Annotated in this window: 6 protein-coding genes; 4 read left to right on the top strand and 2 right to left on the bottom strand. The window is 67.8% G+C overall.

Going from position 1 to position 5788, the window contains the following annotated elements; all coding sequences use genetic code 11:
• Positions 1-212 precede the first annotated feature (212 nt).
• From ACFU5M_RS33910 to ACFU5M_RS33900, 3 genes are read left to right on the top strand one after another with little or no spacing between them, the layout of a single operon-like run.
• Entirely contained in the window at positions 213-944 is a 732-nt protein-coding gene (locus ACFU5M_RS33910; RefSeq protein WP_379055618.1) for a rhomboid-like protein, read from the top strand.
• 37 nt (positions 945-981) lie between these two features.
• Complete coding sequence (gene nucS, locus ACFU5M_RS33905) at positions 982-1671, top strand: endonuclease NucS (protein ID WP_379055616.1); 690 nt, start codon at positions 982-984, stop codon at positions 1669-1671.
• Between the two features lie 47 nt (positions 1672-1718).
• A complete protein-coding gene (locus ACFU5M_RS33900; RefSeq protein WP_379055614.1) occupies positions 1719-2027 on the top strand; it encodes an ATP/GTP-binding protein in 309 nt (102 codons plus the stop codon).
• Positions 2028-2586: 559 nt separating this feature from the next.
• On the opposite strand, the gene ACFU5M_RS33895 is transcribed toward ACFU5M_RS33900, so the two are convergent.
• On the bottom strand, positions 2587-3588 hold the full coding sequence (locus tag ACFU5M_RS33895) for a hypothetical protein (protein WP_379055612.1): 1002 nt from the start codon (positions 3586-3588) through the stop codon (positions 2587-2589).
• An 86-nt stretch (positions 3589-3674) separates the two neighbouring features.
• Positions 3675-4148, bottom strand: a complete 474-nt coding sequence (gene mce, locus ACFU5M_RS33890; protein WP_379055610.1) for a methylmalonyl-CoA epimerase — start codon at positions 4146-4148, stop codon at positions 3675-3677.
• Between the two features lie 124 nt (positions 4149-4272).
• Here mce and ACFU5M_RS33885 point away from each other — a divergent pair, with 124 nt between their 5' ends.
• Positions 4273-5451 carry an acetyl-CoA C-acetyltransferase gene (locus ACFU5M_RS33885; RefSeq protein ID WP_379055608.1) on the top strand — a complete coding sequence of 393 codons (1179 nt, stop codon included), beginning with the start codon at positions 4273-4275 and terminating at the stop codon, positions 5449-5451.
• Positions 5452-5788: the final 337 nt, after the last annotated feature.

Raw genomic sequence — 5788 nt, 5'->3', positions numbered from 1 at the left:
TGGTACTGCACTCGACAGGGTGTGGGAGAGTAGGACACCGCCGGAACATCCTTCACGAAAGGCCCTCGACAACAGTCGAGGGCCTTTCGTCGTTTCATACGAGCGTATCTGTGTTTCGCAGCACCATCGCGGGGAACTACGAGCGTACGCAGCGCGCGGTCAGCATCATGGATGGTGGGGATGGCCGTCCCGCGCGAGCAACGGAGGTATCTATGGTCGTCGCGACGACGCCGGAACGACCGGCGCCGCTCGAGCCCGCCACGCAGGCGCAAGCGCGCCGGTGGGGGCCGAGGCTGCCCGCGACGGCGATGTACTTGACGGCGCTGATCGTCGTCTCGGCGATCTTCTCGGCACTGAGCGACTCCGCGCAGACCAGGATGGTGCTGCACGCGAGCACGAATCTGCACAACCTGTTGAGCGGCCGGATCGGAACGCTGCTGGCGAGCGCGTTCGTGATCGGTGACGTCGTCGGGTCGTGGGTCATCATCCCCTTGCTCACCTGTCTGCTCGCCCTGGCCGAGCTGCGCTTCGGCGCGCTGAGACTGGTGCGGGTCTTCCTGGTGGGCCATGTCGGCGCGACGTTGCTCGTCGCGGCGGGTCTGTGGGTGGGTGTGCGTGCCGGGTGGGTGCCCGTGAGCATCCGCTGGGCCGAAGACGTGGGTGTCAGCTACGGGGCCATGGCGCTGATCGGTGCGCTCGTGGCCGCGATGCCATACCGATGGCGCATCGCCTGGTCGACGTTGTGGTTCATCGTCGCGGTCGAGGGTGTGTTGATCGGACAGACCTTCACCCAGGTCGGGCACCTCGTGGCGCTCACCATCGGCACTGCGGTCGGATTCTTCATGATCTGGGCCAGGACGACCACCCGGCGGCGGCTCACCAGGATCGAGGGCGGCCTGCTCGCCGCGAGCGCGGTCCTGGCGGCGATACTGCTCATGGGCTGACGGCAGCCGCGGCCGGGCGCTCGCCTACAGTGCTTGGGTGCGCCTAGTGATTGCTCGCTGTCAGGTCGACTACGTAGGGCGACTCACCGCCCATCTTCCGATGGCCCGAAGGCTACTGCTGATGAAAGCGGACGGCTCGGTGCTCGTGCACTCCGACGGCGGCTCCTACAAGCCGCTGAACTGGATGAGCCCGCCCTGCCGGCTGGCGGAACGCAACGGCGACGCGCAGCTACCGGACGGGGCGAAGGCGCTGTGGGTGGTCACCAACAAGGCCGGCGAGGAACTTCGCATCACCATCGAGGACATCGAGCACGACTCCTCCCACGAACTCGGCGTCGACCCGGGCTTGGTGAAGGACGGGGTGGAGGCCCATTTGCAAGAGCTGCTTGCCGAGCACGTGCACACGCTCGGCACCGGCTTCACGCTCATCCGCCGTGAGTACATGACCGCGATCGGCCCGGTGGACCTGCTGTGCCGGGATGCGGACGGCGGCACGGTGGCGGTGGAGATCAAGCGGCGCGGCGAGATCGACGGCGTCGAGCAGCTCACCCGCTACCTGGAGTTGCTGAACCGGGATCCGTTGCTGGCTCCGGTGGTGGGCGTCTTCGCCGCGCAGCAGATCAAGCCACAGGCGCGCACGCTCGCCGAGGATCGCGGTATCCGCTGCCTCACACTCGATTACGACGCCCTGCGTGGCACGGAGAGCAACGAATTCCGCTTGTTCTGAACTCAGGGGAGTGCGGGGCGCGCACGAGCGAGTAATACGCTTGTCTTATGCCTCGCCGGAAACCGCGTTCGGATCGCTACGCCGAGCGCTCGCGGGCCGGTGGCACACCACTGGGAGACGTCTTCGGACGGACCGAGTCGGGTCCCGACGGTGCGGAGCCGTATGTGGTGCGCACCATCCCCGGTACCCGTGCGACCAAGACCTACCGCTGCCCCGGCTGTGACCACGAGATCCCACCCGGCGTCGCCCACATCGTCGCGTGGCCCGCGTACGGCGGAGAAGACGACCGCAGGCATTGGCATCGTGGGTGCTGGAACGGGCGACAGACGCGCCGCATCACTCGTCGGTGGTCCTGACGCATCGAGTCGCGCCACCCGAGCTCCGTGCGTAGGCACCGCGCGGTTGAGTAGCTCTCGAACCGGTGGACGAGAATGCCGGAGGCTGCGCCACCCGACAAGCATCTGACGACGATCGCGGCGACACGAGAGCCGCTGGTCGGTCGGTGGCCGGGGTCGTCGTCGCGTTCGGGGAAGGCCGCTCAGGGTGGCGGGCGTGGCCGGATTCTCAGCTGAACTGCTCGGTGGCGTCGGCGCGGAAGTGGACGTCGGGAAATTCCGCGTCGTCGACGACATAAGTCGCACCGGAAGCCGGCAGTTCCCTGCGACGGGCCTGCTCGTTAGCACAAACGCGGTGCGGTTGGCGTGGGTGAAGGAATCCCATGGGTCCCGCGGGAAACGGGACGAACTCTGTTCGAGCGATGACGAATCCCAGATCCCTGATCAGACGCTGCTGGCGCGTTCGTCGAACGCCGTGGTGGCCGCGGTCCTGCCGGGTACGGAATTTGGGAAGGCCGCCCTGATCAGGGCGGCCTTCGGGGATTCGGTTGAGATTACTGCTGTCGCCGTTGGCCCGACGTCAGTTGCTGATGTCGGCGCTCTCGCGCTCGTCCGAGTCGATGTCCTCGTCCTCGGTCGCGACCTCGGGGATCGCCTTCTGGCGGGAACCGGTGACCGACTTGGTGTTGCCGCCGATCGACTTGCGCTGATCCGGCACACCATCCAGCAATTCGCTCTCGCGGTTGACCGCGGCGAGCATCGCGGGCACCGAGTCGAGCTGACCGCGGATACCGAGCAGCTGGGCGAGCACGCGGCCGCGCAGCACACGCATCTCCTCGGCCAGTTCCTTCGCGTGCGCGATCTTGCGCTCGGAGGTCTGAGTGGCGGAGGTGATGAGGCGGTTGGACTCGTCGGTCGCGTCCTTGATCCGCTGGGCGGCCTCGGCGCGGCTGGTGGCTTCCAGCTCCTCCATGGCGCGAGTGAGCTTGGTGCGACGCTCGGCCATGGTGGCCTCGAAGTCCTGCTGGGTGGCCTTGCGCTTCGCGTCGGCTTCCTTCGCGATGCGGTCGGCCTCGGCCTGGGCGGCCTCGATGATCTTGGCGGACTCGGTGCGTGCGTTCGCGAGGGTCTGCTCGAACTCGATTTCGAGCGCCTCGCGCTTCTCCTTGGTCTCCGCGAGCAGCGACTCGTACTTGCCACGCATCTCGGTGGCCTGCTGCTCGGCGATCGACACCATTTCCGCGGCCTCGGCCTGGGCCAGGGCACGGACCTCGGACGCCTCGTCGGAGGCCAGGCGCAGCATGCGGGAAATGCGGTCGGACATGCCTTCCGCGGTGGTCGGCGGCACCGAGAGTCGGTCGACCTCCTTACGGAGTTCGTCGATCTCGTCGCGCGCGTCTTCCAGCTGGCTCGCGAGGTTACGTGCTTGTGCCGCAGCCGCATCGCGGTCGGTGGCGGTGACTCTCAGTTCCGCGTCGAAGCGGTCGAAGTAATTACGCACCTCGTCTTGCGCATAACCCTTGCGCACAACGGTGAAGGGCAGTGCAACGAAGCGATTGCGATCGGACTCGGGTGACGACATGGCACACAAACTACAGCCTGAAGACAGCCGATGGTGACTCGACTGCGAATGTCATTCCAACGAGTTTTCCCGACCTGACGCCGATACTAGTGCGTAACATTCGCGTTCGGTTCGACCAACTCGATCAGCACACCTCCAGCATCCTTCGGGTGGATGAAATTGATGCGGGAATCGGCCGTTCCGTGCCGTGGCGCCTCGTACAGCAAACGCAGACCCTTGGCGCGCAGGTACGCGGAGACGGCCTCGATGTCGGTCACCCGGTAGGCCAGTTGCTGCAAACCGGGACCGTTACGGTCGATGAACTTCGCGATGGTCGATTCCGCGTTGAGCGGAGCCAGCAACTGCAGGGCAGTGGCCCGGTCCGGTGCGCCGGGCAGCGACAGCATCGCCTCGTGCACGCCCTGGGCCTCGTTGATCTCACGGTGGGTCTCGACCATGCCGAGGTTCTCGGCGTACCAGGTGACCGCGGCGTCCAGGTCCGGCACCGCGATGCCGACATGGTCGACCGCGGTCACGTAGTCCGCGGGGATGAAAGATGACTGTTCGATAACGTTGCTCACCATTCGAAAGTAGCGCGACCTGGCACGGGCCGCGCGGGGCGCACCCGCTACCGTTGAGTAGAACACCTGCTCTCGCAGCCCCGGCGCGCGCGGGCAGGTCCGATCTACGAATGCGAGGCTCGTCGTGACCACTTCCGTCATCGTCTCCGGTGCGCGTACCCCGGTCGGCAGGCTGCTCGGAGGTCTGAAGGACTTCAGCGGTTCCGATCTGGGCGGGTTCGCGATCAAGGCGGCGCTGGAGAAGGGCGGTGTCGCGCCCGATCAGGTCGACTACGTGATCATGGGCCAGGTGCTCACCGCGGGCGCGGGGCAGATCCCGGCCCGGCAGGCGGCGGCGGCCGCGGGCATTCCGATGGACGTGCCCGCGCTGACGCTGAACAAGGTCTGCCTGTCCGGCATCAACGCGATCGCCCTCGCCGACCAGCTGATCCGCGCGGGCGAGTACGAGATCGTCGTCGCGGGCGGCCAGGAGTCCATGAGCCAGGCGCCGCACCTGCTGGAGAAGAGCAGGGAAGGCTTCAAATATGGCGATGTGACCCTGCGCGATCACATGGCCTACGACGGCCTGCACGACATCTTCACCGATCAGCCGATGGGCGCGCTCACCGAGCAGCGCAACGAGACCGACCGGATCAGCCGGGAGGACCAGGACGCGTTCGCGGCGGCTTCGCACCAGCGGGCGGCGGCGGCGTGGAAGAACGGCGTCTTCGACGACGAGGTGGTTCCCGTCGCGGTGCCACAGCGCAAGGGCGATCCGGTGCTGGTGACCACCGACGAGGGCATTCGCGCCGACACCACCGCGGAATCGCTGGCGAAGCTGCGCCCGGCGTTCCGCAAGGACGGCACGATCACCGCGGGCACCGCCTCGCAGATCTCCGACGGCGCCGCCGCGGTCGTGGTGATGAGCAAGGAGAAGGCGCAGTCGCTGGGGCTGAGCTGGATCGCCGAGATCGGCGCCGCCGGCGTTGTCGCCGGTCCGGACTCGACCTTGCAGGACCAGCCCGCCAACGCGATCGCCAAAGCCTGCGCGCGCGAGGGCATCTCGCCCGCCGACCTGGACCTGGTGGAGATCAACGAGGCGTTCGCCGCGGTCGGTGTCGCGTCCACCCGCAAGCTGGGCATCGACCCGGAGAAGGTGAACGTCAACGGTGGCGCCATCGCCATCGGCCACCCGCTGGGCATGTCCGGCGCCCGCATCCTGCTGCACCTGGTGCTGGAGCTGAAGCGCCGCGGCGGCGGCGTCGGCGCGGCCGCGCTCTGCGGCGGCGGCGGGCAGGGCGACGCGCTGATCGTCCGCGTCTGACGTTCGTGGGGTGACACCCCGCGCGGAGGAATCAACCGATGGCCGTCCCGAGTGGGCGGCCATCGGTCGTTCCGACGACCCGAACACGACGAGATTGCGACCGGCGTGACGAGCGCGGCTGTGGCGGTTCGGGTCAAGCCCTGCGCAGGGAGTTGACCGCCCCGGCGCCGACCGAGGCCAGAGCCGGTCCGGTCCGGTCCGGTGAAGAGGCGGTCGTGGAAGCAGTGCCCGGCTCCCGGTCGACCGGCCGGGTAGCCGTACCGCCCCCGCGGCGGAGGCGACTCCGCGGCCCGGCTCGCGTCCGAGCGGCCGCCGCGTCCGCGACGCAGTCGCCAGC

Source organism: Nocardia sp. NPDC057455 (genome assembly GCF_042802775.1).
Lineage (GTDB): Bacteria > Actinomycetota > Actinomycetes > Mycobacteriales > Mycobacteriaceae > Nocardia.
Note: the sequence above shows the minus strand (reverse complement) of the source record. Positions and strands in the feature narration are given on the sequence as shown.